The organism is Mycolicibacterium duvalii (genome assembly GCF_010726645.1).
GTDB classification, from domain to species: Bacteria; Actinomycetota; Actinomycetes; order Mycobacteriales; family Mycobacteriaceae; genus Mycobacterium; species Mycobacterium duvalii.
Map to the genome: position 1 here is coordinate 1,533,581 of NZ_AP022563.1, position 26,203 is coordinate 1,559,783.

The 26,203-nt window shown below is 67.8% G+C and carries 23 protein-coding genes, 1 tRNA gene and 2 rRNA genes; 4 read left to right on the top strand and 22 right to left on the bottom strand.

The features are described 5' to 3' along the window. Positions 1-47 precede the first annotated feature (47 nt). Positions 48-1,445 carry a site-specific integrase gene (locus G6N31_RS27340; protein ID WP_011780472.1) on the top strand — a complete coding sequence of 466 codons (1,398 nt, stop codon included), beginning with the start codon at positions 48-50 and terminating at the stop codon, positions 1,443-1,445. Between the two features lie 113 nt (positions 1,446-1,558). Here G6N31_RS27340 and G6N31_RS07020 read toward each other — a convergent pair. Continuing rightward, positions 1,559-1,632, bottom strand: a tRNA-Pro gene (locus tag G6N31_RS07020). 101 nt (positions 1,633-1,733) lie between these two features. On the opposite strand from G6N31_RS07020, the gene G6N31_RS07025 reads away from it, so the two are divergent. Continuing rightward, positions 1,734-3,224, top strand: a complete 1,491-nt coding sequence (locus tag G6N31_RS07025) for a cryptochrome/photolyase family protein (RefSeq protein WP_098006138.1) — start codon at positions 1,734-1,736, stop codon at positions 3,222-3,224. Here the strand turns inward: G6N31_RS07025 and G6N31_RS07030 are convergent. Continuing rightward, positions 3,204-4,124: a sulfite exporter TauE/SafE family protein gene (locus tag G6N31_RS07030; RefSeq protein ID WP_098006140.1), complete on the bottom strand. Its 921-nt coding sequence runs from the start codon at positions 4,122-4,124 to the stop codon at positions 3,204-3,206. The genes G6N31_RS07025 and G6N31_RS07030 overlap by 21 nt on opposite strands. A 49-nt stretch (positions 4,125-4,173) precedes the next feature. Here G6N31_RS07030 and G6N31_RS07035 point away from each other — a divergent pair, with 49 nt between their 5' ends. After that, entirely contained in the window at positions 4,174-4,317 is a 144-nt protein-coding gene (locus tag G6N31_RS07035) for a hypothetical protein (RefSeq protein WP_163722080.1), read from the top strand. Between the two features lie 21 nt (positions 4,318-4,338). Here G6N31_RS07035 and G6N31_RS07040 read toward each other — a convergent pair whose 3' ends face one another. From G6N31_RS07040 to G6N31_RS07070, 7 genes are all read right to left on the bottom strand, one after another. Next, positions 4,339-5,106 (bottom strand): sulfite exporter TauE/SafE family protein, encoded by a 768-nt coding sequence (locus G6N31_RS07040; RefSeq protein WP_098006143.1) that lies wholly within the window; start codon positions 5,104-5,106, stop codon positions 4,339-4,341. 81 nt (positions 5,107-5,187) lie between these two features. Continuing rightward, the gene (gene der, locus G6N31_RS07045; protein WP_098006145.1) at positions 5,188-6,600 is read right to left on the bottom strand and encodes a ribosome biogenesis GTPase Der; all 1,413 of its coding nucleotides are present in this window, start codon (positions 6,598-6,600) and stop codon (positions 5,188-5,190) included. After that, positions 6,597-7,283 carry a (d)CMP kinase gene (cmk, locus tag G6N31_RS07050; protein ID WP_098006147.1) on the bottom strand — a complete coding sequence of 229 codons (687 nt, stop codon included), beginning with the start codon at positions 7,281-7,283 and terminating at the stop codon, positions 6,597-6,599. Before cmk ends, der begins: the two co-directional genes overlap by 4 nt. Then, a complete protein-coding gene (locus G6N31_RS07055; RefSeq protein WP_098006149.1) occupies positions 7,280-8,023 on the bottom strand; it encodes a pseudouridine synthase in 744 nt (247 codons plus the stop codon). Before G6N31_RS07055 ends, cmk begins: the two co-directional genes overlap by 4 nt. A 2-nt stretch (positions 8,024-8,025) precedes the next feature. Beyond that, complete coding sequence (scpB, locus tag G6N31_RS07060; protein WP_098006152.1) at positions 8,026-8,742, bottom strand: SMC-Scp complex subunit ScpB; 717 nt, start codon at positions 8,740-8,742, stop codon at positions 8,026-8,028. 9 nt (positions 8,743-8,751) lie between these two features. Then, a complete protein-coding gene (locus G6N31_RS07065) occupies positions 8,752-9,576 on the bottom strand; it encodes a segregation/condensation protein A (RefSeq protein ID WP_098006154.1) in 825 nt (274 codons plus the stop codon). Then, complete coding sequence (locus G6N31_RS07070) at positions 9,573-10,445, bottom strand: ParA family protein (protein WP_098006156.1); 873 nt, start codon at positions 10,443-10,445, stop codon at positions 9,573-9,575. Before G6N31_RS07070 ends, G6N31_RS07065 begins: the two co-directional genes overlap by 4 nt. 157 nt (positions 10,446-10,602) lie before the next feature. Here G6N31_RS07070 and G6N31_RS07075 point away from each other — a divergent pair, with 157 nt between their 5' ends. After that, positions 10,603-11,343 carry an O-methyltransferase gene (locus tag G6N31_RS07075; protein WP_098006158.1) on the top strand — a complete coding sequence of 247 codons (741 nt, stop codon included), beginning with the start codon at positions 10,603-10,605 and terminating at the stop codon, positions 11,341-11,343. On the opposite strand, the gene xerD is transcribed toward G6N31_RS07075, so the two are convergent. From xerD to G6N31_RS07135, 13 genes are all read right to left on the bottom strand, one after another. Further along, positions 11,340-12,293, bottom strand: coding sequence for a site-specific tyrosine recombinase XerD (gene xerD, locus G6N31_RS07080; RefSeq protein ID WP_098006159.1), 954 nt, complete (start codon positions 12,291-12,293; stop codon positions 11,340-11,342). The two genes, G6N31_RS07075 and xerD, sit on opposite strands and share 4 nt — an antisense overlap. Then, positions 12,290-12,925, bottom strand: a complete 636-nt coding sequence (locus G6N31_RS07085) for an NUDIX domain-containing protein (RefSeq protein ID WP_234815480.1) — start codon at positions 12,923-12,925, stop codon at positions 12,290-12,292. Before G6N31_RS07085 ends, xerD begins: the two co-directional genes overlap by 4 nt. Next, positions 12,918-14,669, bottom strand: coding sequence for a CTP synthase (gene pyrG, locus G6N31_RS07090; RefSeq protein WP_098006161.1), 1,752 nt, complete (start codon positions 14,667-14,669; stop codon positions 12,918-12,920). The genes G6N31_RS07085 and pyrG overlap by 8 nt, the downstream gene beginning before the upstream one ends. A gap of 159 nt (positions 14,670-14,828) precedes the next feature. Beyond that, positions 14,829-15,770 carry a copper transporter gene (locus G6N31_RS07095; protein WP_098006163.1) on the bottom strand — a complete coding sequence of 314 codons (942 nt, stop codon included), beginning with the start codon at positions 15,768-15,770 and terminating at the stop codon, positions 14,829-14,831. A 10-nt stretch (positions 15,771-15,780) separates the two neighbouring features. Beyond that, positions 15,781-16,965 (bottom strand): putative cytokinetic ring protein SteA, encoded by a 1,185-nt coding sequence (steA, locus tag G6N31_RS07100; protein WP_098006165.1) that lies wholly within the window; start codon positions 16,963-16,965, stop codon positions 15,781-15,783. A 91-nt stretch (positions 16,966-17,056) separates the two neighbouring features. Further along, on the bottom strand, positions 17,057-18,826 hold the full coding sequence (recN, locus tag G6N31_RS07105) for a DNA repair protein RecN (protein WP_098006167.1): 1,770 nt from the start codon (positions 18,824-18,826) through the stop codon (positions 17,057-17,059). Beyond that, positions 18,826-19,749, bottom strand: coding sequence for an NAD kinase (locus tag G6N31_RS07110; protein ID WP_098006169.1), 924 nt, complete (start codon positions 19,747-19,749; stop codon positions 18,826-18,828). Before G6N31_RS07110 ends, recN begins: the two co-directional genes overlap by 1 nt. Beyond that, positions 19,746-20,552 (bottom strand): TlyA family RNA methyltransferase, encoded by an 807-nt coding sequence (locus G6N31_RS07115; protein ID WP_098006171.1) that lies wholly within the window; start codon positions 20,550-20,552, stop codon positions 19,746-19,748. The genes G6N31_RS07110 and G6N31_RS07115 overlap by 4 nt, the downstream gene beginning before the upstream one ends. A gap of 5 nt (positions 20,553-20,557) precedes the next feature. Then, positions 20,558-20,713, bottom strand: a complete 156-nt coding sequence (locus G6N31_RS27000) for a hypothetical protein (protein ID WP_098006173.1) — start codon at positions 20,711-20,713, stop codon at positions 20,558-20,560. A 29-nt stretch (positions 20,714-20,742) separates the two neighbouring features. Further along, positions 20,743-21,744, bottom strand: a complete 1,002-nt coding sequence (locus tag G6N31_RS07120; protein WP_098006175.1) for an HAD-IIA family hydrolase — start codon at positions 21,742-21,744, stop codon at positions 20,743-20,745. A 1-nt stretch (position 21,745) separates the two neighbouring features. After that, entirely contained in the window at positions 21,746-22,570 is an 825-nt protein-coding gene (locus G6N31_RS07125) for a tetratricopeptide repeat protein (protein WP_098006177.1), read from the bottom strand. 104 nt (positions 22,571-22,674) lie between these two features. After that, positions 22,675-22,788: ribosomal RNA gene (gene rrf / locus G6N31_RS07130) — 5S ribosomal RNA — on the bottom strand. 116 nt (positions 22,789-22,904) lie between these two features. Further along, positions 22,905-26,029: ribosomal RNA gene (locus tag G6N31_RS07135) — 23S ribosomal RNA — on the bottom strand. Positions 26,030-26,203 lie beyond the last annotated feature (174 nt).

Here is a 26,203-nt window from a genome sequence, read left to right on the forward strand (position 1 = left end):
TCCCGCGTCCAACGGTCTGGCAGACTCCAACGGCAGGAGGATTCGCGGTGAGCCCCGAAACCGCCGGCCACGTCGATGGCGAAGCACAGCCGGTCAAGCGCACGCGCCGCGCAGAGCCGATCACCAAGAGATCTTCGAAGAACGGCTTGGTCACCTACGAGTTTCGTGCAGACGTCGGCAGCAAGCCTGACGGCAGTCGGGATCGCCGCCGGTTTACCTACCGAACTTTGGCTGAGGCGAAGCGCGAATACCGTCGCATCACAACGGAAGTCGCCGCAGGTCAATATACAAAGAGATCAGTCATTACTGTCGCTGGAGCGTGCGACGAATGGCTGGCTGGACGCCGCGGGGTCCGTAGCGTGACCCTCCAGGGCTACACCCACGACCTCGCCGCAGTACGCCGATTCCTGGGCAACAAGAAGCTGCAGCAGCTCACCAAAGCCGACGGCGATGCGCTGGTTGACTGGATGCTCACACAGGGCCGCAGCTCACGAAAGCGATCCCGCCCGGGCAGTCTGGCGGGACGCGTCACGGAACAGATCGCGAAACACCCCGAGGGCATCTCCGCAGCAAGCCTCGCGGCTGCCTACCCCGGTGAGGACGTCCACACCTGCTTGGCAGGTCTGCTCCGAGCCAGTCGCGTCACCCGGCTTCGCCGAGGCGTCTACGCCATCAATACAGCGAAGCCAGAGGGGTCGTCTGTGCGCGGGGTCAAACCCGTAACTGTCCGCTCGACACTGACCACCTTCGGAATGGTCGTTCAGTCTTTCGTCGACCAGGGCGCACTCCCGCGAAACGTTGTCGCGCTCGTAGAGCGCCCGGCCGATGAACTCATTGAGGACAAGCCCGAGACCTCGAAATCCTGGACTCCCGCCGAGGTCCAGAAGTTCCGCGTCTCGATACGCAACGACAGATTATTCGCCTGCTGGCTCCTGAGCTGCTACGGGCTTCGCCGCTCCGAGGTCCTCGGTATCCGGTGGTCTGCACTTGAAGGCGACACGTTGTCGATCCGCCGCAGCCGCGTCGCGGTCGGCAAAGAGACCATCGAGGGAATGCCAAAGTCCCGCCGTAGCCTTCGGGAACTACCGCTGCCCGCCGAGCTGGCGAGCGCGCTGGAAGACCTCAAGACGCGCCAGCAAGACGAAGCCAAAGCCTTCGGCATTCCGTGGTCGGACGACGGTCTGGTCGCGGTACGCGAGGACGGCTCCCCGATCCGCCACGAGTGGTACTCAGACGAATTCCAACGCCTCCGCCAGCGCGCCGGTCTACGCCGCATCCACCTCAAGGGACTACGCAACACCAGCGTCAGCCTGATGCTGGCCGGCGGTTTGCCGGTGCACGTCGTGGCAGCGTGGCACGGCCACGATCCGGCAGTCTCGCTGTCGATCTACTCCGACGCCCAGCGGGACGACCTGCGCGCTGCCGGCGCCGCCCTCTTCGGATAGGTCTGGCCCGCTAGAACTCCCTTGGGACACTGCTGGCCCATTGGCTCAAAATCAAACGAAACCACCGAAACAGAAAACCCGCTCCGACACTGGCCAGAGCGGGTTTTTCGTTGTCGGGCTGACAGGATTTGAACCTGCGACCACTTGACCCCCAGTCAAGTGCGCTACCAAGCTGCGCCACAGCCCGCGGTGCCTCCGGGATCGCCGGTAGGCGGACGAAACTCTACCGCAGGCTCTCCTCCGAATCCCAACCGCGTCGCCGGTCCCGCGGGTGGGTACTTCTGGCGGGTGACCACGACGCGCGACGACACCCCGCTGTGGCTGTTCGCCGACCAGCTCGGCCCCGCGGTGCACGGCGGTGAACACGCGCACCGCGACGTCGTGCTGATCGAGGCGACGTCGGCACTGGCCAAGCGCCGCTACCACCGCCAGAAGCTGCACCTGATCCTCTCGGCGCTGCGCCACGCCGAACGCGACCTCGGCGACCGCGCCACCCTGATCAAAGCCGACACCTACACCGACGGCCTCGAGCGCGTGAAACGTCCCGTCCTGGTCCACCAGCCGACCTCCCACGCGGCGGAGAGGTTCGTCCACCGACTCCACGAGCGGGGGCTGGTCGCCGAGGTCCTGCCCACGCCCACGTTCGCGCTGCCGCGCGCCGACTTCGAAACCTGGGCCGGCAACCGCACCCGGTTCCGGATGGAGGACTTCTACCGCGACCAGCGCCGCCGCTTCGGCGTCCTGATGAACGGCGCGGAACCCGTCGGCAACCGGTGGAACTACGACGAAGACAACCGCGAACCGCCGCCGAAGAAGCAGTCCCGGCTCGACGTGCCCGCGCCGTACAAGCCCCGCGAGGACGACATCGACGCGCAGGTCCGCCGCGACCTCGACACGATGAACCTCGACACCGTCGGCGCCGACGGGCCCCGGCTGTTCGCCGTCACCCCCGCCGAGGCCAAGCGCGCCCTCAGACGCTTCATCGATCACCGCCTCGACCTGTTCGGCCGCTTCGAGGACGCGATGATGAGCCAGGACTGGGCGATGTCGCATTCGCTGCTGTCGGTGCCGCTCAACCTCGGGGTGCTGCACCCCCTCGACGCGGTCGAGGCCGCCGAGGCGGCCTACCGGGACAACAGGGCCCCGCTGTCCGCCGTCGAGGGGTTCATCCGCCAGATCCTGGGCTGGCGCGAATACATGTGGCACCTGTACTGGCACTTCGGCCCGGACTACCGCAAGAACAATGCGCTCGACGCCCGCACGAAGCTACCGAAGTGGTGGACCGACCTCGACGCAGATGCCGTCACCGCCAACTGCCTGCACCACGCGCTCCAAGGCGTGCACGACCGCGGCTGGACCCACCACATCCAGCGCCTGATGATCCTGGGCAGCCATGCGCTGCAGCGCGGCTACCGCCCCGACGAGCTCACCGAGTGGTTCGCCACCGCCTTCGTCGACGGGTTCCGTTGGGTGATGCCGACCAACGTCATCGGGATGAGCCAGCACGCCGACGGCGGCCTGCTGGCCACCAAGCCCTACACCTCCGGCGGCGCCTACATCGCCAAGATGAGCGACCACTGCGGGGACTGCGCCTTCGACCCGAAGAAGCGCCTCGGCGACGACGCGTGCCCGTTCACCGCCGGCTACTGGGCCTTCACCCACCGCCACCGGGACCGGCTGGCCAAGAACATGCGCACCCGGCGCGCAGTGTCGTCGATGGAGCGGCTCGGCGATCTCGACGCGGTTTTGGAGCAGGAGTCAGCGCGGGACCGATTTTGACTCCGGCTCGCTGACCGGCTGGTCCTCCGGCGCGAACCGCGGCGCCCGCGAGACCCGCCACGCGTAGCCCAGCAGCGACAGCCACACCACCACGATCAGCGAGTAGATCACCGTCGACCACGGCCAGTGGATGTCGAAGAAGTGCACCAGCTTCTGGCTGTTGGTCAACACGATGACCCCGCCGACCGCGCTGCCCAGCAGCGCCGGGCTGACCCGGCTGACCAGCCAGGCCGCGAACGGAGCGGCGACCACGCCGCCGACCATCAGCCCGACCACCACCGGCCAGTTCGCCAGGAACTCCTCGCGCAACCCGATCAGGAATCCGGCCGACGCCGACACCGCGACCAGGAACTCCGACGCGCTGACCGACCCGATCACCGTCCGAGGTGCGGTCTTGCCCTGGGAGAGCAGCGTGCTCGTCGTCACCGGTCCCCAACCGCCACCACCGGAGGCGTCGATGAAACCGCCGAACAGGCCCAGCGGGGCCAGGAACTTCGCGCTGTGGCTGGTGCCCCGCGCACCGAACGTCAACGGGGTGCGCAGCGAGAACCGCAGGAGCACATAGGTGCCGATGCACATCAGGATCGCGGCCATCAGCGGGGTGGCGTGCTCGGTGGCCAGCGACGACAGCACCGTCGCGCCGAGGAACGCCCCGACCGCACCCGGCCCACCGAGCTTGAGCACCAACCGCCAGTCGATGTTCTGGAACTTCCAGTGCGACAAGCCCGATGCGAAGGTGGTGCCCACTTCGGCGAGATGGACCGCGGCGCTGGCCTGCGCCGCGCCGACGCTGGAGAGCACCAGCAGCGTCGTCGCGGTGATCCCGAACGCCATTCCCAGGGCCCCGTCGACGAGCTGAGCACCGGCACCGACGAGCGTGAAGATGAGAAGCGAACGCATGGCTGCTTTCAGGAGGCAGGGTCACCGCGAGGCGACCACAGTTGAACGGATGGGTACGCGTCAGGGACGCGGACAACACCATTCGTCGAACGCCATCAAGCGGCGGGAGGGCCAGAACGGCTGCAGCGCGGACACGTCGGACGGCGCCGGTGTCACCACCACGCAATCAACCATCGACAGTCCCAACGTCTGAAGTTCGTAAACCCCGGTCAGACTACACGGTCAACAACCGGTAGAGCCCAATCAGTCCCACCACCACGATCACGGCGCGCAGCACGGCCGGCGAGAGCCGGCGGCCGTAGTGCGCACCGAGGAATCCCCCGATCAGCGAACCCACCGCGATCAGCCCGGCCGCGGCCCAGCTGATCCGGTCGAACGCCACCACCGTGTAGGCCACCGCCGCCACCACGTTGACCACCAGCGACAGCAGGTTCTTCGCCGCGTTCATTCGCTGCATGTCCTCGGGCAGCAGCGCACCCATCGCGGCGATGAGCAGAATCCCCTGCGCCGCGGTGAAGTAGCCGCCGTACACCCCGACCGCGAACGTTGCCGCCACCAGCGCGGTCATCCGCGCCGCCGAGACGTGGTCGGCGGACCGGCCGGCGGCCTCGGCGCGGCTGCGCGCCCAGCTCTGGATACGCGGCCCGATCACCACCAGCACCAGCGCGGCCACCAGCAGCACCGGCACGACGGTGACGAACACCCGCTCGGGCAGGTGCAGGAGCAGCCAGGCGCCGAAGCCGGCGCCGATGAACGACGCGGGCAGCTGCCAGCGCAACCGATCCCATTGGCCGCGCAGCTCGCGCCGGTATCCCCAGGTCCCCGAGATCCCGCCGGCGACCAGCCCGACCGCATTCGACATCGTCGCGGTGACCGGTGGATAGCCCAGGGTGACCAGGGTCGGGAAGGTGATCAGGGTGCCGGAGCCGACCAGCGCGTTGATGGCACCCGCGCCGACACCGGCCAACGCGATCAACAGCATGTCGACAACGGGCACTCGGGCACCCTATCCGAGCGATTTGGGCGTGGTTATCGACGCTGACCGACGCGAATCACGCCGAAATCACCGGGAACGGTGGCCGCGCTTCTCGCGCACCCGGACGTTGATCCTGATGGGGCTGCCCTCGAAGCCGAACGTCTCCCGCAGCCGCCGTTCCAGGAAGCGGCGATACCCCGCCTCCAGGAACCCGCTGGTGAACAACACGAACGTCGGTGGCCGCGTGGTGGCCTGGGTGGCGAACAGGATCCGCGGCTGCTTGCCCCCGCGCACGGGCGGCGGTGTCGCGGCGACGATCTCCTTGAAGAAGGTGTTCAGCCGGCCGGTCGAGATGCGGCTGTCCCACGACTGCAGCGCCGTCTCCAGCGCTGGCACCAGCTTCTGCACCGCTCGGCCGGTCTTGGCCGAGATGTTGACCCGCGGCGCCCACTGCACCTGCGCCAACTGCAGATCGATCTCGCGGTCGAGCAGATAGCGGCGGTCCTCGTCGACCAGGTCCCACTTGTTGAACGCCACCACCAGTGCGCGGCCGGCTTCGATCACCATGCCCAGCACCCGCTGGTCCTGTTCGGTCAGCGGCTGCGACGCGTCGATCAGCACGATCGCCACCTCGGCGGAGTCGATCGCGGAGTGGGTGCGCACCGAGGCGTAGAACTCGTGCCCGCTGGCCTGGCCCACCTTGCGGCGCAGACCCGCGGTGTCGACGAAGCGCCACAGCCGGCCCTCCATCTCGATCAGCGAGTCGACGGGATCCACAGTGGTGCCGGCGACGTCGTGCACCACGGACCGTTCGTCGCCGGAGAGCCGGTTGAGCAGCGAGGACTTGCCGACGTTGGGCTTGCCGACCAGCGCCACCCGACGCGGACCGCCCGATCCCCCGGCGACCTCCGAGACCGCGGGCAGCGCCTCGAGGACGTTGTCGAGCAGGTCGGCCACCCCGCGGCCGTGCATGGCACTGATCGGGTGCGGCTGGCCCAGCCCCAGCGACCACAGCGACGCGGCGTCGGCCTCGCCGCGCTCGTTGTCGACCTTGTTGGCGGCCAGGAACACCGGCTTGCCGGAGCGCTGCAGAATCTTGGCGGCGGCCTCGTCGGCGGTGGTGGCGCCGGTGACGTTGTCGACGACGAAGATCACCGCGTCGGCGGTGCGCATCGCCACCGATGCCTGCTCGGCCACCAGTTGCTGCAAACCCTTGGCGTCGGGTTCCCATCCGCCGGTGTCCTGGACGACGAACCGGCGCCCCGACCAGGACGCGTCATAGGACACCCGATCGCGGGTCACCCCGGGGACGTCCTGCACCACGGCTTCGCGGCGCCCGAGGATCCGGTTGACCAGCGTGGACTTCCCGACGTTGGGCCGCCCGACCACCGCCACCACCGGCGGCGGCGCGGAAGCCTCCTCGACCGCGTCGGCGACCTGTTCGGCGCCCAGTTCCCAGTCGCTTTCGTCTACCCAGGTGCCGTCGGCGTCGTCGGTCATCGCGCTGCACCTGCCTTCTGTTCGACCAGCCCGGTCAGATGGGCGATCACCTCGGCCTGGCTCATGTCGCTGGTGTCGACGACCACCGCGTCGTCGGCCGCACGCAGCGGCGACACCGCGCGGGTGGAATCCAGGTGGTCCCGCCGTCGGACGTCGGCCAGCACCGCGTCGTAGGCGTCGGGCAACCCGTTGCTGATGTTCTGCGCGTTGCGCCGCCGGGCCCGCTCCTCCGCCGAGGCCGTCAAGAAGATCTTCACCTCGGCATCGGGCAACACGACGGTGCCGATGTCCCGTCCTTCGACCACCACACAACCCTCGGCCCCGGCCAGCTCACGCTGCAGCGCCACCAGCCGGCGGCGCACCTCGGGCACCGCCGAGACCGCCGAGACCGCCGCGGTGACGGCGTCGCCGCGGATCTCCGCCGAGACGTCCTCGCCACCGAGATAACACTTGTCCTGCGCCGGGTCATGACCCACCGCCACCTCGACCTCGGCGGCGGCCCGCGCGACGGCGTCCGGGTCGGTGAGGTCGACACCGCCACGCAACACCCCGAGGGTCACGATCCGGTACATCGCTCCGGTGTCGAGATAGCTCGCACCCAGCGCGGTAGCCAAACCCCTTGCCACGGTGGACTTTCCCGTACCCGCCGGTCCGTCGATGGCCACCACCAGGGCTCGGTTCACAGTCCTACCACCTTGTACAGTTCCCCGATTTCCTTCTGTGTCAGCACCCGGATGCTGCCCGGACGCTGGTCACCGAGCGCCACGGGGCCGATGTCGGTGCGCACCAGCTCCTGAACCGGGAACCCGACATGGGCCAGCAGCCGTCGCACGATGTGCTTGCGTCCCTCGTGCAGGGTGACCTTCACCAGGGACTTGCCGGCCACGGCGTCGACGACGGCGAAATCGTCGACGGTGACCGGGCCGTCGTCGAGTTCGACCCCGGCGCGCAGAGTGCGGCCGAGCCCGCGCGGCACCGAACCGGCCACGGTGGCCAGATAGGTCTTGGGCACCTCGAACGACGGGTGCATCAATCGATGCGCCAGCTCGCCGTCGTTGGTCAGCAGCAGCAGGCCCTCGGTGTCGGCGTCCAGCCGTCCGACGTGAAACAGGTTCTTGTTCCCGCGGACTCGGTGTTCGACCAGTTCGCCCACGCAGGGCCGGCCGCGGTCGTCGGACATCGTCGAGTGCATGCCCCGCGGTTTGTTGATCGCCAGGTACACCAACGAGTCGTCGAGCGCGATGCGCGCACCGTCGACGCGGATCTGGACCTGCTGCGGGTCCACCCGGGTGCCCAGCTCGGTGACGATCTTCCCGTCCACCTCGACCCGTCCGTCGCGGATCATCTTCTCGGCGACCCGCCGAGACGCAATTCCCGCCTGCGACAACACTTTCTGCAGGCGCACCCCGTCATCGTCGGTCATTGTCAGTCCTGATCCACATCGATGGCGGCCGGGGTCTCCGCCGCCGCTGCCCCGTTGAGCTTCATGAAGCGCGGTTCGGCGTCCAGACTTTCGCTGAGATCGTCGATCACGTCCACATCCGGCAGCAACGGCGCGATGTCGGGCAGGTCGGTCAGTGACGACAATCCGAGCCGTTCCAGGAACAACTCGGTGGTTGCGAAGGTGACCGCACCCGAATCGGGGTCCGTACCGGCTTCGGTGATCAGACCGCGCGCGACCAGGGTACGCATCACCGCGTCGACGTTCACGCCGCGCACCGCGCTGACACGGGCCCGGGTCACCGGTTGACGGTAGGCCACCACCGCCAGGGTCTCCAACGCCGCGCGGGTCAGCTTCGAGCGCGCGCCGTCGAGCAGCAGCCTCTCGACATAGGGCGCGTACTGGGCGCGGGTGTACATCCGCCAGCCGCCGCCGGCTTCGCGCAGTTCGATGCCGCTGTCGCGGTCGGCCAGCGCGTTGGCCATCAGGTGGATCCGCTCGCTGACCCGCTCGCAAGGTTGGTCGGTCGCACTGGCCAGCGCGTCGATGCTCACGGGCGTGTCGACGACCAGCAGCAGCGCCTCCAGCACGCTGTCCAGCTCGGCGTCGGCGAGCTCGGCGCCGGGTGTTTCGGGCTCGAAGTCTGTTTCGCCGCCTTCGGCAGCGGGGCCGTCGGCCGGTCCTGAGGGTTCGTCGGTCATGGGGTCTTTCTATTCCGCGTCCGCGGTCGCCAACTGTTGGCTGCTGGGCCGCTCACCGGTCCACGAAATCTGGAGCACACCAAGTGCTTCTGGTTGCTCGAATGCTACCGCCCGGGTGCGGAACAGTTCGAGCAGCGCCAGGAACCGGCCGACGATCTCCATCGGGGCCGCACAGTCGGCGACCAATTCCGAGAACGACGCCCACTGCCCGATGCCGCGCCGCTCGAGCAGGCCGAGCAGTTTCTCGGCCTGCTCGGGCACCGAGACCGCGACCTGATGAAGGTGGTCGGTGCCCACCGTCGGCACCGGGCGCGGGGTGAACGCCGCGGCGGCGATCTGGGCGAACCGCTCGGCGTCCACACCGAGCATCACCTCGGGCAGCAGTTCGGAGTAGCGGTCCTCCAGGGACACCGCACGCGGGTAGCTGCGCAGCGCCGCGGCTTCGAGCTCACCGAACATCACCGCGACGTGCTTGAACGCGCGGTACTGCAGCAGCCGCGCGAACAGCAGATCGCGGACCTCCAGCAGGGCCAGGTCGTCCTCGTCGTGCACCTCGCCGGCGGGCAGCAGTCGCGCGGCCTTCAGATCCAGCAGGGTGGCCGCGACCACCAAAAACGAGGTGGTCTCATCGAGGCCCAGCTGCGAGCCGATCTGCTTGGTGTAGGCGATGAACTCGTCGGTCACCTGATGCAGTGCCACCTCGGTCACGTCCATCCGGTGGGCGAAGATCAGCTGCAGCAGCAGGTCGAACGGGCCCTCGAAATTGCTCAACCGCACTTGGAAGCCGGTCTGCGGCGCGTCGGTGGGCTGCTCGGGGGTGGCTTTCTCGCTCACGCGCCGAACCGGTGGATGACCTCGCGCGCCAACGCCCGATAAGCTTGCGCACCAGCGGATTTCGGCGCCCACGTGGTGATGGGCTCGCCGGCCACGCTGGTCTCGGGGAAGCGCACGGTGCGGGTGACGACGGTGTCGAACACCAGGTCGCCGAAGCGCTCGACCACCCGGGACATCACTTCACGGGAGTTCACGGTGCGCGGGTCGTACCGGGTTATCAGGATCCCGCTGATCTCCAGCTTCGGGTTCAGCCGGTCGTGCACCTTGTCGACGGTGTCGGTCAACAGCGCAAGCCCGCGCAGCGAGAAGTACTCGCATTCGGTGGGAATGATCACACCGTCGCTGCACGCGAGCCCGTTGACGGTGAGCAGACCCAACGACGGCTGGCAGTCGATCAGCACGTAGTCGTAGCGGTCCAGCACCGGATACAGCGCCCTGGCCAGCGACTGCTCGCGGCCGACCTCGTTGACCAATTGGATCTCGGCAGCTGACAGGTCGATGTTGCTGGGCACCAGATCCAGCCCCGGCACCCGGGTGGTCAACAGCACCTGGTCGATCGAGACGCGGGGTTCGACGAGCAGGTTGTAGACGGTGTTGTCGAGCTCGTAGTGCGGCACACCCAGCCCGGCCGACAGCGCGCCCTGCGGATCCAGGTCGACCAGCAGTACCCGGCGGCCGTACTCGGCCAGGCTGGCGCCCAGGTTGATCGTCGACGTGGTCTTGCCGACCCCGCCCTTCTGGTTGCACATGGCGATGACCTTGGCCGGACCGTGGGTGGTGCGGGTCGGCGGCTCGGGGATTTCGCGCGGGATCCGGCCGGTCAGACCCGGGGCCGGGGCGGTGTCGTCGCTGCCCGTGTCGTCGGTCATGCGCGACCGTCGCTGGTCAGGCATCCCTCGGGCGTCACGGACATCCGGGCAAGTTTAACGGCCGGCATCGCGCTGGTCAGGCAGACCCGCAGGCAACATCGCCGGCAATCACGCGCAACCGGTGCATCGCCCGGGGCGCGTGCCTACGCTGACGGTCATGAGATTGCCGGGTTGGCGGTGGCTGCGGCTGGCCGCGGGCATGCCGTCCTTCGTCCGCACCGGGCAGATCGGCGACGGCCGGGAGGCCGCCTGCGCCGCCTACGTCGAATCCCACGCGGCGCGCGGCGACATCGCCGACGTGCTCGCCACCATCGACCGGTTCGCCTATCAGGAGGCCATGCTGGTCAACATCGGCGACGAGAAGGGCCGACTGCTCGACGCCGCGGTGCGTCGCGCCGCCCCCACACTGGCGCTGGAGCTGGGCACCTATTGCGGGTACAGCGCGCTGCGCATCGCCGCCGCCGCACCCGCCGCGCAGGTGGTCTCGGTGGAGTTCTCCGCCGCCAACGCCGAGGTGGCCCGGCGGATCTGGGCCCACGCCGGCGTCGACGACCGGGTCAGCTGCGTCGTGGGCACGATCGGCGACGGCGGGACCACCCTCGACGCGCTGGCCCGTGATCACGGCGTCCGGCCGGGTGCCGTGGACCTGGTGTTCATCGACCACGACAAGAAGGCCTATCTGTCGGATCTGCGCGCGATCCTGGACCGGGGCTGGTTGCACGCCGGCACGATCGTCGTCGCCGACAACGTCCGCTTTCCCGGCGCACCCGACTACCGCACCTTCATGCGGGAGCAGCAGGGCGCGCTGTTCGACACCGTCGAGCACAAGACCCACGTGGAATACCAGTCGCTGCTGCCCGATCTGGTGTTGGAGTCGCAATACCTCGCCGGGCGTTAGCGGGCCCGCGGGTGCGCGCCGGCCCACACTTCGCGCAGCGCGCTGACGGTGACCATGGTGTAGATCTGCGTGGTGGTCACCGACGCGTGGCCCAGCAGCTCCTGTACGACGCGCACATCGGCGCCCCCGTCGAGCAGATGGGTCGCGAACGAGTGGCGCAGCACGTGCGGGGAGACGGTGGCGGTGATGCCGGCGCGTTCGGCCGCGTCCTGTAGCACCTGCCAGGCACTCTGGCGCGACAGCCGGCCGCCGCGGGCGTTGAGGAAGATCGCCGGAGTGCCCCGGCCGCGCCGGGCCAGGTCGGGACGGCCGCGGACCAGATAGGCATCCAGTGCGGCCACCGCGGGGCGGCCGATCGGGATCAGCCGCTGCTTGCCGCCCTTGCCGCGCAGCAGCACCGAGCGGGCGTGCGTGTCGACGTCGTCGACGTCCAGGCCGACGGCCTCGGAGATGCGCGCCCCGGTCGAATACAGCAGTTCCAGCAGCGCCCGGTTGCGCAGGGTCAGCGGTCCGTCGGCCTCACTGTCCCCGCCGGCGGCGTCGAGCAGGGCGAGCACCTCGTCGATGCTCAGGCTCTTCGGCAGACGCCGGCTTGGCGTGGGCGGCTTGACCTCCCGCGCGACGTCCAACGCGGCGATTCCTTCGGCCGCGGCGAAGCGGTGCAGGCCGCGAACCGCGATCAACGCCCGTGCCGCCGACACCGCCGATAGCGGCACCACGCCGTTGTCCGCGTCCCCTTGGCGCAGCATGACCAGGAAGTCGCTGACGTCGGTCTCGGTCACCACGGCCAGGTCGTCGACACCGCGGGCGCGCAGATGCTCGGCGTAGCGGCGCAGGTCACGGCGATAGGAACTCAGTGTGTTGGCAGCCACCCCGCGCTCGATCGCCAGGTGGTCGAGATAGCCCTGCAGCTGGGTGTCGAGGGCCAGCGGCACCGACGTCGAGGTCATGGATGACCGTTCCGGCGTGCGAAGGCTGTCGGCCGGTCCGCCCAGGGCGCGTCCACCGACCGCAGCCCGTCGGGTCCAGGCATGGCGTGCGCGGCGAGGACGCCGGCGACGGCGATCGCGTTGACGATCTGTCCGGCGTAGACCATGTCGACGGCCTCGCGCAGCGGGACGCGCCGCACCTCCAGGTCGGCTTCTTCGTGGTCGGCCGCCGGCCGCCCGACTTCGCTCAGGCCTGTGGCCAGAAACACCCGCACACTCTCGTCGCTGAAGCCCGGAGATGAGTCCAGGTCCACCAGGGTGTGCCAGCGCTGCGCGGCGAGCCCCGCTTCCTCGGCGAGTTCCCGGGAGGCCGTCAGGTGCGGGGCTTCCCCACCGACGTCGAGCAGACCGGCGGGTAGCTCCCACAGTCGCCGGCCGAAGGCGTGGCGGTACTGGTGGACCAGCACGAGGTTGGCCTCGTCGTCGAGTGCGACGACCGCAACCGCGCCGAAGTGCTCGACGATCTCGCGGCGCGCGGTGGCGCCGCCGGGCATGTGCACCTCGTCGGCGCGCAGCGCCAGGATCTTCCCGACGTAGAGCGTCTCGGAGTCCGCGACGGCGAAGTCGTGCGTACCGGGACCGCTGTCAGCCACGGGCCGGCAGCTCTTCGAGAGCGTGCTCGGCGCCGTTGGCGGAAATGTCGGCGTGCTCGGGGATCTCCACCGGTAGGCGCTCGGCGTTCTTGTAGTCCAGCGCGGCGCCGATGAAGGCGGTGAACAGCGGATGCGGGCGGGTGGGCCGGCTCTTGAGCTCCGGGTGCGCCTGGGTGCCGACGATGAACGGATGAACATCGGGTGGGTACTCGACGAACTCGACGAGGTGGCCGTCGGGCGAGGTACCCGAGAATCGCAGTCCGCTGGCGGCGATGCGGTCGCGGTAGGCGTTGTTGACCTCGTAGCGGTGCCGGTGGCGCTCCGACACCTCGGTGCTGCCGTAGGCGTCGGCGACGATCGAATCTTTCTGCAGCACAGCGGGATAGGCGCCCAGGCGCATGGTGCCGCCGAGATCGGCCTCCCCGGCGACGGCGTCGCGCTGGTCGGCCATGGTCGAGATCACCGGGTCGGGGGTGGCGGGGTCGAACTCGGCCGAGTTCGCCTCGGCCAGTCCGACCGACCGTGCAGCCTCGATCACGATGCACTGCAGTCCCAGGCACAGCCCCAGCAGCGGCAGGCCGCGCCGCCGCGCATAGCGGATGGCGCCGATCTTGCCCTCGATGCCGCGGATGCCGAAGCCGCCGGGGATCAGCACGCCGTCGATCTCGGCCAGGGCCGCGGCCGCCCCCGCGTCGGTCTCACAGTCATCGGAGGCCACCCAGCGCATCTCCACCCTGGCGTGGTGGGCGAACCCGCCGGCGCGCAGCGCCTCGGCGACCGACAGGTAGGCATCAGAGAGATCGATGTACTTGCCCACCAACGCGATTCGGACCGTCTCGCGGGGCTCGTGAACCCGGTGGAGCAGGTCGTTCCACTGCGTCCAATCGACGTCGCGGAACGGCAGGTTCAGGCGGCGCACCACGTAGGCGTCGAGCTCCTCGCGGTGCAGCACCTTCGGGATGTCGTAGATCGACGGCGCGTCGGGGGTGGAGATCACCCCGTCGACGTCGACGTCGCACATCAGCGCGATCTTGTTCTTCAGCGGTTCGGGAACGTCGCGGTCGCAGCGCAGGATCAGCGCGTCCGGGGTGATACCGATGCTGCGCAGTGCGGCGACCGAGTGCTGGGTGGGTTTGGTCTTCAACTCCCCCGACGGCGCCATGAACGGCACCAGCGAGCAGTGCAGGAAGAAGCAGTTCTCGCGGCCCACCTCATGGCGTACCTGCCGGGCGGCCTCGAGGAACGGCAGCGACTCGATGTCACCGACGGTGCCGCCGATCTCGGTGATCACCACGTCGGGCCGGTTGCCGGTACTGTCGGCGGCCGCCATGTCGAGGATGCGGCGCTTGATCTCGTCGGTGATGTGCGGAATCACCTGCACGGTGTCGCCGAGGTACTCGCCGCGGCGCTCCTTCGCGATGACCGACGAATACACCTGACCGGTCGTCACGTTGGCCGAGCCGGACAGGTCGCGGTCCAGGAACCGTTCGTAGTGCCCGACGTCCAGGTCGGTCTCGGCGCCGTCCTCGGTGACGAAGACCTCACCGTGCTGGAACGGGTTCATGGTGCCGGGGTCGACGTTGAGGTACGGATCGAGCTTCTGCATGGTGACCTGCAGGCCGCGCGCGGTGAGCAGCTGGCCGAGGCTCGACGCCGTGAGTCCCTTGCCGAGCGATGACACCACGCCACCGGTGACGAAGAGATGCTTCGTGGCGGTCTGCGGGTGTTTGCGTAACGCTGGCAAAGACGACCTCCGTGACGACGGGCAGGGCTTGGCATGTGCTGGCCTCGGCACTGGTCCGAGTCCGTGTCGGGGCCTGCCGACCCACGGAACCCCACCCTAACACCGACTCCGACAAGCCGTCGCTGACACGCGGACGGACACCCCGGGGGGCTCGGGTCGTTACTGGGGCACCGTCACCGCGGTGGCGCCGTGCCCGATGCCGAACTGCCCGGGCTCGCCTCCGGCGACGAGGTCACCGAGCGCCAGCGCCGCGGTGATCCGCCCGGACTCCCGGTCGATGTCGTCGACGGTGCTGAACGCGTTGTTCAGCGCCGCGTCGGAGCGTGCCACCGCGATGGCCGCGGTCCCCGAGGCCGAGCCGTCGCGGCCGGCCAGCACCGTTCCGGCACCGTGGCGGGCCAGGCCGCCGGTGAACCGGGCCACGGTGGCGCCCTGATTGCCGGCGTCGTCTCCGAGCGCGCCGCCGGTCACCACCAGCGCGGTGTCCGCGGCTCCGATGCGCTCGGCGCCGTAGGTGATGAAGCCGGTGTCACGCAGAGTGGTCAGCACGGTCTCTCGGGCGGCGTCGTCGACCGGACGCGTCTCGGGGCCCGGGTCGATCAGCAAGGTGATCCCGAGCAGGTCGCCGGCCTGGGAACCCTGATCCACGGTGGCGGTGTTCAGCTGGGCGCCCGCGGGCACGATGGGCGAGTTCACCACCGAGAGCAGCTTCTCGGCCTCGTGGGCCTCGACGAACTGCGACGTCAGGCCGATGGTGCCGGTGACGGAGCCGCCGGCCTGCCCGATCAGGCGCTGCAACGCCTCGACGTCGTCGTCCCCGGCGTCGGGGGTGCGGAACAACACCACCGACTTGTCCCGCAGGTTGCCGGCCAGGATCCGGGGCGCCATTTGCGCATCGAAGTCTGCTGCGGCACTGAGCTTCTCGTTGAGCGCATTGCGCTCGTCGGTCAGCGTGTCGATCTGGTTCTGCAGTTCGGTCTTGTCGTCCTGCAAACCCGAGAGCACGGTGTTGGACAGCAGACCCGAACCCAGAGCGACGCCGATGGCCAGGGCCAGAAAGACCGCGGCGAGCGAGATGGCGTGCGTGCGCAGCGAGATCACCAGAGCCCTCCTAGGAGACCAGTCCCTGCGCCCACAGCAGGAACTGATTCCAATAGCCGCTGATCCACTCCAGTACCGCCGCGTCGGCGCGCGACACCCACAGCGCCGCGATCACCGCGATCAGCATCGCCAGCACCAGCAGCGCGATCGCGCCACCGGAGACCCGGCTGCGGTACAGCGTGGCAACGGCTTTCGAGTCGACAAGCTTCTCCCCCACCTTCAACCGGGTCAGGAACGTCGACGGGTTGCTGCGCTGCCGGCTGCGGTCGAAGAACTCCTCGATGCTGGCGCTGTGGCCGACGGTGACGATCAGCGACGCGCCGTGGTGGTCACACAGCAGCAGCGCCAGATCCGCCGCCGAGCCCGCCGCCGGGAAGGTCATCGCTCCGACACCGAGATCCTGAATGCGCTCCAGGCCGGAGGCGTGGCCGTCGGCGTCGGCCGGCAGCACCACCTGCGCGCCGCTCTGCAACACCTCGGTGCTGATCTTGTCGGGGTCGCCGACGATCAGCGCGGGCCGGTACCCGGCCTTGCGCAGCACGTCGGCGCCGGTGCCGACGCCGACCAGGACCGGCTGATACTCCTTGATGAACGGTTTGAGCGCCTTGAGATCGGCTGCCGCGCTTGGCTCTTCGGCGACGATGACGACGTGGCGCCGGTTCAGGTCGACGTCGATGTCGGGGATGCCGATGCCGTCGATGAGCAGCGGGCTCTCGCTGCGGATGAACTCGATGGTGTTGCCGGCAAACGCCTCCAGATGCGCGACCAGCCCGCTCTTGGCCTCCTGCATCAACTCATGGATGTCGGCATCGGTGCGCTCGGTGCCCAGCACCAGCCGACGGTCCCCGGAGTACACCCCGCCCTCGTTCAGACGGATGCGGGCGCCGTCCTTGACCTTCTTGAAGACCTCGGGGCCGGTCTCGTCGACGAGCATGATGCCGTTGGCGACCAACACCTCGGGTCCCAGGTTCGGGTAGCGCCCGGAGATCGACGACGACGCGTTGACGACGGCGGTGACGTTGGCCTCGACGAGGGCGTCAGCGGTGATCCGGTCCAGATCCAGCGCGTCGATGACGACGATGTCGCCCGGACCGACGCGCCGCAGCAAGCGGTCGATGTCGCGGTCGACTCGAGCAGTGCCGGTGACACCCGGCCGTGTGCTGGCGTTACGGGAGAGCAGCGCTGACATCTTCATGCCGCGATTCTGATCAGTCGGTACGAATTTTTGCGGAGGCGCGCCGTAACACCAGCCCCATTAGTTCATTCTTTTCACACCAGTCACACGGTCAGGCGGTGCTCTCCCGGTCCGATCGGGCCGCGTCGAGCAGTTCCCGTGCGTGCGCGCGCCCGCTGTCGGTCTCCCCGAGCCCGGCCAGCATGCGGGCCAATTCGGCCACCCGGTCCTCGTCCTGCAGGCGCACCACCCGACTCGACTTGGGTCCGCTCTCGACCACCAGATGTACGTCGGCGTAGGCGGCCACCTGGGGCAGGTGGGTCACGACGATGACCTGGTGGGTGCGCGCCAGGCGGGCCAGCCGGCGACCGATCTGCACCGCCGCGCGTCCACCGACGCCGGCGTCGACCTCATCGAAGACCATCGTGGTGCCCTCCGTCGACGCCGCCAGCACCACTTCCAGCGCGAGCATCACCCGCGACAGCTCACCGCCGGACGCGCTCTTGTGCAGCGGCAGGATGTCCGCGCCGCGGTGGGCGGAGAAGCCGAACTCGACGGCGTCGACACCGTCGCGCCCGGCGTGCACGGTGTCACCGGACGGCAGCGGCAGCGGCGCGGTGTCGTCCGCGCGCGCGAGCAGTGGACTCACCGCGATGGTGAAGTCCGCGCCGGCCATCGCCAGGCCGGACAACTCGGCGGTGACGGCCTTCGACAGCCCCCGTGCGGCTTTGACGCGGGCCTTGCTGACGTCCTGCGCCGCGGCCGCCACCTTGGCCTGCAGTTCCTCGACGCGGCGCTCGAGACTGCCCAGCGCCTCCTCGGACACGTCGAGCTGTCCGAGCTGCTCACGCGCCTCACCGGCCCACTGCAGGACACCGTCGATGTCGGCGGCGTACTTGCGCGTCAACGTCCGCAGCTCGGCTTGGCGCGCCAGCTTGGTCTCCAAAGTGCTGGCATCGGTAGGCAATTCGGAGATGAAGCGGCCGAGCTCGCCGGACACGTCGACCAGCACGGCCAGCGCGGAGTCCAGTTGCTCGGCCAGCGCCTTGAGTTGTGAGTCGTCGGTGCCCTCCAGCACGGTGCGGGCCTGCCCGACCGCGCTGGCCGCCGCCTGCACGGCAAAGGCGTCGGGGGCGGCGCTGATGTCGCCGTCGCCGGACAACGCCGAGCGCGCGGTCTGCACCGCGTCGCGCAACGCGTCGAGCTCGGAGAGCCGGCGGATGTCGTCGACCAGGTCGACGTCCTCGCCGGGCCGCGGTGCGACCACGTCGATCTCGTTGAGCGCGAACTGCAACCGGTCGGCTTCCTGGGCCAGTTCCCGGGTGCGGCGGCGACGGTCCTCGAGGTCCCGCTTGGCCTGCAACCACGTCTCCCGCGCGGCCCGGTACCGGGCCAACGGGGCCTGCACCGCGGCGTAGTGGTCCAGCGCCGCGCGCTGGTGGTCGGGCCGCATCAGGCGCAGTTGGTCGTTCTGTCCGTGCAGGGTGAGCAGTTCGCCGGTGAACTCGCTCAATGATTTCGCCGGCACGCTGCGGCCGCCGAGGTAGGCCCGCGACGGGCCGTCGCGGGTGACCGAGCGGGCGGCGATGACGCTGCCGTCGTCGTCGCGTTCGGCGCCCGAGGAGTCGAGCAGGTCGTCGATGCGACCGGTCACGGCCTCGCCGAGGTCGGCGGTGTCGAAACGGCCCTCCACCACGGCGCGCTGGGCCCCGGACCGGACCTTGGTGGCGTCCGCGCGCGCCCCGCCGAGCAGGTGCAGCCCGGTCACCACCATGGTCTTGCCGGCCCCGGTCTCGCCGGTGAGCACGGTCAGGCCCCGGTCGAACTCCGCGGTCGCGGCGCTGATGGCGCCCAGCGACTCGATACGAATCTCAGCTAGCACTACTGTCCGCGCCACCCTTTGACCGGCAACCGGAACTTGCGCACCAAGCGGTCGGTGAACGGCGCACTGTCGAGGCGCACCCACTTCAACGGTGTGGCGCAGCGTGTCACCTCGACGCGGCCGCCGGCGGGCACCACCATCTCCCGCCGACCGTCGCAAAACACCACGGCGTCGTGGCCGCCGGATTCGACCTCGACCGCGATGTGCGCGTTCGGGCTGGTGACCATGGGCCGGGCGAACAGCGCGTGGGCGTTGTTGGGCACGACGATGATGGCTTCGAGATCCGGCCACAGCACCGGACCGCCGGCGGAGAACGCATACGCCGTGGACCCCGTCGGCGTGGAGACCAGCACACCGTCGCAGCCGAATTTGGACACCGGACGTCCGTCGACCTCGAGGACCACGCCCATCACCCCCAGGCGGGGTGCCTTCTCCAAGCTGGCCTCGTTGAGCGCCCACCCCCGCGCCAGCACCCGGCCTTCGGCGCGCACCGCCACGTCGAGCGTCATCCGCTCTTCGACGACGTAGTCACGCTTGATGACATGGTCGAGCACGGTGTCGATGGAGTCGGCTTCGGCCTCGGCCAGGAAGCCGATGCGGCCGAGGTTGACGCCCAGCACCGGGATCTCGGCGTTGCGGGCCAATTCGGCGGCGCGCAGGAACGTTCCGTCGCCGCCGAGCACCAGCACCAGTTCACAGCCGGCGGCGGCGTTCTGGTCGGCGTCGACGACCTCGATGCCGGGCCCCAGCATGCGCGTGTCGTCGGGCGACAGCGGTACCGGCCCCCGGTCGACGGCCTCTGCGGAGAGCACGCGCAGCGCGATCCCGTGGTCGCTGAGCACCTTTTTGACGCGACGGGCCACATCGGTCGCGTCGTCGCGCCCGGTGTGGACCACCAGCAGGATGGTGCGTTGGGCGCTCACTGCGGCCCCTCCTCGACAGCTCGGCGGATCTCGGCGTCCAGCGCGTCACCGGCCAGCGCGCCGCCGGTGTCGGTCCGCAGGTGCAGGAAGTACTCGACGTTGCCGGCGGGGCCGGGCAGCGGGCTGGCCGTCGCTGCGACGGTATGCCAGCCGAGTTCCTCGGCGCGGCGGGCCACCGCGCCCACTGCGTCGGCACGGACCGGCGGATCGGTGACCACCCCGCCGGCCCCGACGCGGTCCCGGCCCACCTCGAACTGCGGCTTCACCATGGGAACGATATCGGCGCCCGGCGACGCGCAGGAAGTCAGCGCCGGGAGCACGGTGGACAGTGAGATGAACGACAGATCGGCGACGATCAGGTCGACCGGGCCGCCGATGGCCTCGCTGGTGAGCTCGCGGACATTGGTGCGCTCCATGACCACCACCCGGGGATCGGTGCGCACCGACCACGCCAGCTGTCCGTAACCGACGTCGACCGCGACGACTTCGCGGGCGCCGCGGTCGAGCAGCACCTCGGTGAAGCCGCCGGTCGACGCTCCCGCGTCCAGGCAGCGGCGTTCGGCGACCGCGATGCCGAAAACGTCGAGCGCACCGATGAGTTTGTGTGCGCCTCGCGAAACCCAGCTGGTCTCACCGGCGGCGACCGTCAGACGGGCGTCCACCGTGATCGCGGTCGACGGTTTGGCCGCGGGCATGCCGTCGATGCTCACACGCCCCGCGCCGATCAGTTCTGCCGCCTGCTGCCGCGAGCGGGCCAGCCCCCGCCGGACCAACTCGGCGTCCACACGTGCGCGCCGCGTCACGCGGATCAGCCCTTCTCGACCGATTCCAGCGCCCGGACCAGCACGTCGTGGGCCTGCTCCAGCCGGGCGGCCACATCATCGAGTTCGGACACCGACGGTTCGGTCTGATCACCGAGCAGCTCGGCGACCTGGGCACGGATCTGGTCGGGATCGTTACTCATGTCGGTGCTCACGCTAGCCCATGCCGGACCTACAGCAGTGACCAGCGCTCCATGGCCTGTTGGGTCGTGTCGTCGCCGGCCCGCAGCTGCCCGCGACGCGGCGCGAGGTCGGCGGCCCAGACGGCCGCGGCGACGGCGCGGACCACCGCCAGAGAGTCGGCGCTCGCCTCGCCGGTGGCGCGGACGGTCACCGTGTCGTTGTCGACGTCCACGTCCCAGGCGGGGTGGGCTGCGATGCGCAGCGCCTCGGCATCGGCGGTGATCGCCCGGAGATCCTCGGCCAGAAAGTCGGGACGTTGTCCGGGCTCGGCCCAGATCGCGTCGGCGGCGGTGTGGACACCGCACAGCACCATCAGGCTGGGCAGCGCGGCGGCGCGCGCGCCGGCGATATCGGTGTCAAGACGATCACCGACGACCAGCGGGGCGCGGAAATCACCCCGGGACAGCGCATCCGCCATCAGCGCGGGGGCTGGTTTCCCGGCGACCTGGGGCTCGCGGTCGGTCGCTGTGCGCAGCGCCGCCACCATCGATCCGTTGCCGGGCAGCAGCCCGCGTTCGGAGGGCAGGGTCTTGTCGACGTTGGCGGCGACCCACAGCACGTCGTTGCGGATCGCCAACGCCGCCTCGGCCAGCTCGGGCCAACCGGTCGTCGGCGAATGCCCCTGCACGACAGCGGAGGGCTCGTCGGCCCACTGCCGCACCGGCGCCAGGCCCACCGCCCGGACTTCCTCGGCCAGCGCGTCGGTGCCGACGACGAGGACCCGGGCACCGGATGGCAACTGTTCGGCCAACAGCCGCGCCGCACTCTGCGCGCTGGTGACGACGTCGTCGGGGGCGGCGGTGAAACCCAGCTCGCGCAGATGCTCGGCCACCTGCGCGGCGCCGCGCGAGGCGTTGTTGGTGACGTAGAGCAGCCTTCCCGCCACCTCGGCCAGCGTCTGTACCGCGCCCGGGGTCGGTTGGTGGCCGCGGAAAACGGTGCCGTCGAGGTCCAGCAGCAGGCAATCGTGCTGCTGTGCAAGAGAAGTCACGTCAGGACAGCTCCGTGACCCGGTCCTCGGCGTCGGTGACTCCTTCGAGGTCGGCCGCCGCCGCACGCAGAAACCATTGCAGCGCCTCTTCGGCGCGGCCCAGGGCCAGCAACGTGTCGGCGTAGGCGTAGAACAGGCGGGCGGCGGTCTCGCCGGTGCGAGACGGGTCCAGGTCCGGGGTGGCCAGCACCGCGAGCGCCGCCTCATGTTGACCCAGATCCGAACGGGCGCCGGCGATGACGATCTTCAACTCGTCGGCGTCATCACCGTTCAGTGCAGCGGCTTCCGGGCTGCGCCCCAACTCGATGGCCCGCTCGGGACGGCCGATTCCGCGTTCGCAGTCCGCGATCAGCGCCAACAGCGGTGAGCGACTGCCCATTCGGCGAGCAGCCCGGAATTCGGCCAGCGCCTGGGCCCAGTCGCCGCAGTGGTAGGCGGCGATTCCCACGGCTTCTCTGACCGCGGCGATCCGACCGGAGCGGGCGCGGGCCGCCTGCGCATGGGCCAGTGCGGCCTGCGGATCCTCCTCGAGCAGTTCCCCGGCGGCGACCAGATGGCGGGCCACCACATCAGCGGTACCGCGGTCCAAAGTCGTGAGCTCACCGCGTATTTCGGGTGCCAGTTGCCTGGCTTCGATCTCGTCCGGGATACGCGGGCCCTTTGCCGCGGACTCTTCGGTGTCGGGCCGGGGCTGCGCCACCCGCGCCCGGCTGGGGCCCGAGGATCGCGGCGCCGACCGATGCCCCCCGCGCGGGCGTGGCCGGCCGGAGTCCGGGCCGCGGCGCGGTTGCCGATCGCCTCGGCCCCGCTGATCGTCTTGAGACACTCAGAAAGGATACGGGCTTACGCCAACTGCTCACAATTGCCGAGAAATGGCCCGGAAATGGGAAATCGCCCCCCACATGACGTGGGGGGCGATTCCTAATGTGTGTTCGGCGGTGTCCTACTTTTCCGCCCGGGTGGGCAGTATCATCGGCGCTGGCAGGCTTAGCTTCCGGGTTCGGGATGGGACCGGGCGTTTCCCTGCCGCTATGGACCGCCGTAACTCTATTCACTTTTTTCAGTGATCAAATTTTTGTGTTTTTGGTGGTGGGGTGTGTTCATCAAATCTGATGGTGTGTTTGATGAGGTGGTGTGTGGTTGCGAGGTTTTGTTGTGTTTGTTGTAAGTTTTCGGCCGGTTAGTGCCAGTTCCCTGAACGCATTGCTGCGTGTGTAGGTCTGGTCTATCGATCCCGTGGTCTGCGGGGGGCCTTATCCCACTTAATGGGTGAGAAGCCTGGTCTTGGAAGAGGTTTCCCGCTTAGATGCTTTCAGCGGTTATCCTGTCCGAACGTGGCTATCCAGCGGTGCCCCTGGTGGGACAACTGGTGTACCAGAGGTTCGTCCGTCCCGGTCCTCTCGTACTAGGGACAGGTTTCCTCAAGCTTCTGACGCGCGCGGCGGATAGAGACCGAACTGTCTCACGACGTTCTAAACCCAGCTCGCGTGCCGCTTTAATGGGCGAACAGCCCAACCCTTGGGACCTGCTCCAGCCCCAGGATGCGACGAGCCGACATCGAGGTGCCAAACCATCCCGTCGATATGGACTCTTGGGGAAGATCAGCCTGTTATCCCCGGGGTACCTTTTATCCGTTGAGCGACACCCCTTCCACTCAGAGGTGCCGGATCACTAGTCCCGACTTTCGTCCCTGCTCGACATGTCCGTCTCGCAGTCAAGCTCCCTTGTGCACTTACACTCAACACCTGATTGCCGTCCAGGTTGAGGGAACCTTTGGGCGCCTCCGTTACTTTTTAGGAGGCAACCGCCCCAGTTAAACTACCCGCCAGGCACTGTCCCTGAACCGGATAGACGGTTCGAGGTTAGAGGCCCAATACGATCAGAGTGGTATTTCAACAACGACTCCACCCACACTGGCGTGTGAGTTTCACAGTCTCCCACCTATCCTACACAAACCGTATCGAGCACCAATACCAAGTTGTAGTGAAGGTCCCGGGGTCTTTTCGTCCTGCCGCGCGTAACGAGCATCTTTACTCGTAATGCAATTTCGCCGAGTCTATGGTTGAGACAGTTGAGAAGTCGTTACGCCATTCGTGCAGGTCGGAACTTACCCGACAAGGAATTTCGCTACCTTAGGATGGTTATAGTTACCACCGCCGTTTACTGGGCTTAAATTCTCCGCTTCACCCCGAGGGGTTAACGGGTCCTCTTAACCTTCCAGCACCGGGCAGGCGTCAGTCCGTATACATCGTCTTGCGACTTCGCACGGACCTGTGTTTTAGTAAACAGTCGCTTCTCACTGGTTTGTGCCACCCCCTCCCGCTGCCCACCGCAAGGGTGTTGACGGTATGGGGGTCCCCCTTCTCCCGAAGTTACGGGGGCATTTTGCCGAGTTCCTTAACCATAGTTCACTCGTACGCCTCGGTATTCTCTACCTGACCACCTGTGTTGGTTTGGGGTACGGGCCGTGTGTGTGCTCGCTAGAGGCTTTTCTCGACAGCATAGGATCACCGAATTCGCCTCAATCGGCTATGCATCACCTCTCAGGATATGCGAGATCCGGATTTACCTAGATCTCTCCCTACAGGTTTACCCCAGTATTACCACTGACTGGTACGGCTACCTTCCTGCGTCACCCCATCGCTTGACTACTACCCATCCGGGTCCCGCGCAGCCGGCGAACCCCATCGACCCGAAAGTCTCCGGTGGTCCGCCATTTGGGCGGTTAGCAGAACAGATTCGTCAGGGGCGCCCACACACGGGTACGGGAATATCAACCCGTTGTCCATCGACTACGCCTGTCGGCCTCGCCTTAGGTCCCGACTCACCCTGGGCGGACTGGCCTGGCCCAGGAACCCTTGGTCTTCCGGCGGGCAAGGTTCTCACTTGCCTTATCGCTACTCATGCCTGCATTCTCACTCCCACACCCTCCACAGCTAGATCACTCTGCTGCTTCACCGGATGCAGGACGCTCCCCTACCCAGCACACACAAGGTGTGCTGCCGCGGCTTCGGCGGTGTGCTTGAGCCCCGCTACATTATCGGCGCACAATCACTTGACCAGTGAGCTATTACGCACTCTTTCAAGGGTGGCTGCTTCTAAGCCAACCTCCTGGTTGTCTTCGCGACTGCACATCCTTTTCCACTTAGCACACGCTTAGGGGCCTTAGCCGGCGATCTGGGCTGTTTCCCTCTCGACGCACGGAGCTTATCCCCCGCCGTCTCACTGCCGCATTACACCGTGTCGGCATTCGGAGTTTGGCTGACGTCAGTAACCTAGTAGGGCCCATCGGCCATCCAGTAGCTCTACCTCCGACACGAACACTGCGACGCTGCACCTAAATGCATTTCGGGGAGAACCAGCTATCACGGAGTTTGATTGGCCTTTCACCCCTACCCACAACTCATCCCCTCAGTCTTCAACCTAAGTGGGTTCGGGCCTCCACGCGGTCTTACCCGCGCTTCACCCTGGCCATGGGTAGATCACTCCGCTTCGGGTCCAGAACACACCACTACACCACACACTGTTGTGTGGATACGCCCTATTCAGACTCGCTTTCGCTGCGGCTACCCCACCCGGGTTAACCTCGCGACATGTCCCTGACTCGCAGGCTCATTCTTCAAAAGGCACGCCATCACCCCACAACAAAGTCGAGGGCTCTGACGGATTGTAAGCGCACGGTTTCAGGTACTCTTTCACTCCCCTCCCGGGGTACTTTTCACCATTCCCTCACGGTACTAATCCGCTATCGGTCACTAGGAAGTATTCAGGCTTACCGGGTGGTCCCGGCAGATTCACAGCAGATTCCACGGGCCCGCTGCTACTCGGGGAAAACATTCCACGAAAGCCGCTGAGTTTTCGTCGACGGGGCTCTCACCCTCTCCGGCAGGCCATCCCAGACCACTTCAACTAACCCAACGGTTTATCACTTTCGCCCTCATCGGCGGATGAGAGAAGAAACGCCCCACAACACCGCACACACAACCCCCGCCGGGTATCACATGCACACGGTTTAGCCATCCTCCGCTTTCGCTCGCCACTACTCACGGAATCACGGTTGTTTTCTCTTCCTACGGGTACTGAGATGTTTCACTTCCCGCGTTCCCCCAGACACCTATACATTCAGTGCCTGGTGACACGACATCACTCGTGCCGGGTTTCCCCATTCGGACATCCTCGGATCCACGCTCGGTTGGCAACTCCCCCGAGGCATATCGCAGCCTCCCACGTCCTTCATCGGCTCCTAGTGCCAAGGCATCCACCATGCGCCCTTAAACACTTACAACACAAAACCAAAAAATGAGTCACCCGCACACACCCCACCCCCAAAAGAGCAGAACGCATGCGAGTATCAGAAAAATTTGCATTACACGAAACACGACACAAGAAACCCTGCGCCGCGTCTCGATGCTCGCAACCACTATCCACAAATCAAACACCACACCCCACCACCAAAGCA

Excerpts from the sequence above, each read along its gene's own strand:
- G6N31_RS27000 (WP_098006173.1), bottom strand. The coding sequence starts at position 20,713 with ATGAGTAACGATCCCGACCAGATCCGTGCCCAGGTCGCCGAGCTGCTC.
- G6N31_RS07035 (WP_163722080.1), top strand. The coding sequence starts at position 4,174 with ATGGGTACGCGTCAGGGACGCGGACAACACCATTCGTCGAACGCCATC.
- der (WP_098006145.1), bottom strand. The coding sequence starts at position 6,600 with ATGACCGACGACGCCGACGGCACCTGGGTAGACGAAAGCGACTGGGAA.
- G6N31_RS07070 (WP_098006156.1), bottom strand. The coding sequence starts at position 10,445 with ATGACCGACGACACGGGCAGCGACGACACCGCCCCGGCCCCGGGTCTG.
- G6N31_RS07075 (WP_098006158.1), top strand. The coding sequence starts at position 10,603 with ATGAGATTGCCGGGTTGGCGGTGGCTGCGGCTGGCCGCGGGCATGCCG.
- scpB (WP_098006152.1), bottom strand. The coding sequence starts at position 8,742 with ATGACCGACGAACCCTCAGGACCGGCCGACGGCCCCGCTGCCGAAGGC.
- G6N31_RS07040 (WP_098006143.1), bottom strand. The coding sequence starts at position 5,106 with ATGCTGTTGATCGCGTTGGCCGGTGTCGGCGCGGGTGCCATCAACGCG.
- G6N31_RS07030 (WP_098006140.1), bottom strand. The coding sequence starts at position 4,124 with ATGCGTTCGCTTCTCATCTTCACGCTCGTCGGTGCCGGTGCTCAGCTC.
- G6N31_RS07055 (WP_098006149.1), bottom strand. The coding sequence starts at position 8,023 with ATGACCGACGATGACGGGGTGCGCCTGCAGAAAGTGTTGTCGCAGGCG.
- steA (WP_098006165.1), bottom strand. The coding sequence starts at position 16,965 with ATGAAGATGTCAGCGCTGCTCTCCCGTAACGCCAGCACACGGCCGGGT.
- xerD (WP_098006159.1), bottom strand. The coding sequence starts at position 12,293 with ATGACCTCGACGTCGGTGCCGCTGGCCCTCGACACCCAGCTGCAGGGC.